At 60.6% G+C, this 725-nt stretch carries 2 protein-coding genes; one reads left to right on the forward strand and one right to left on the reverse strand.

Annotated features, from left to right (window positions below):
• The coding region (locus A9X01_RS07525) for a PPE family protein (RefSeq protein ID WP_436405242.1) at nucleotides 1-491 on the reverse strand (491 nt) is incomplete at its 3' end.
• On the opposite strand from A9X01_RS07525, the gene A9X01_RS31175 reads away from it, so the two are divergent.
• Nucleotides 478-725, forward strand: a 248-nt coding sequence (locus A9X01_RS31175; RefSeq protein ID WP_253849004.1) for a hypothetical protein, incomplete at its 3' end; no start/stop codon positions are given. The genes A9X01_RS07525 and A9X01_RS31175 overlap by 14 nt on opposite strands.

A 725-nucleotide genomic window follows, 5' to 3' on the forward strand; every position in this document is an offset into this window, starting at 1 on the left:
CCGATACCGGTGTTGTAGTCACCGGCGTTACCGATACCGGTGTTGCCGGTGCCGGAGTTGAAAAAGCCGCGGTTGCCGTGACCGGAGTTGAACAACCCCACGTTGTCGGTACCCGCGTTCAACCCGCCGAAGCCGACGTTGCCGCTGCCGAACAACCCGATACCGGAATTGTTATCACCCCAGTTGGCCAAACCGACGTTGCCGTTGCCCCAGTTACCGAAACCGATGTTGCCATCACCGGTGTTGCCGAAACCGATGTTGCCGCTACCGGAGTTACCGAACCCGATGTTGCCATCACCGAGGTTGCCGAACCCGAAGTTGTTGCTACCCAGATCACCGAACCCGAAATTGAAATCACCCAGGTTGCCGCCACCGAAGTTGCGCGCCCCGACATTGCCCAAACCGAAGTTCAACTCGCCGATATTGCCGCCACCCACGTTGAGCCCACCCTGGTTGCCCAGACCGATGCTCAAGCTGGTGAAGTCGCTCACCGTGTCGTGGAAGAACCCCGAAACCTGGCTGCCGACATTGCCGAAACCAGAAACCACCGCCGCCTGCGCCGCGTCCAACGAACTCGCGTTCAACCACCCCGACATGCTGTTGCCCAGGTTGCGCATGCCCGAAGCCAACTCGCCCACATTGCCCACACCCGACGCACTCAACGCCAGGTTCTGCCACCCCGAACTACCCGCACCGGAGTTGAAGAAACCCGACGAACTGCCCGA

It is taken from the genome of Mycobacterium asiaticum (assembly GCF_001668675.1).
GTDB classification, from domain to species: domain Bacteria; phylum Actinomycetota; class Actinomycetes; order Mycobacteriales; family Mycobacteriaceae; genus Mycobacterium; species Mycobacterium asiaticum_D.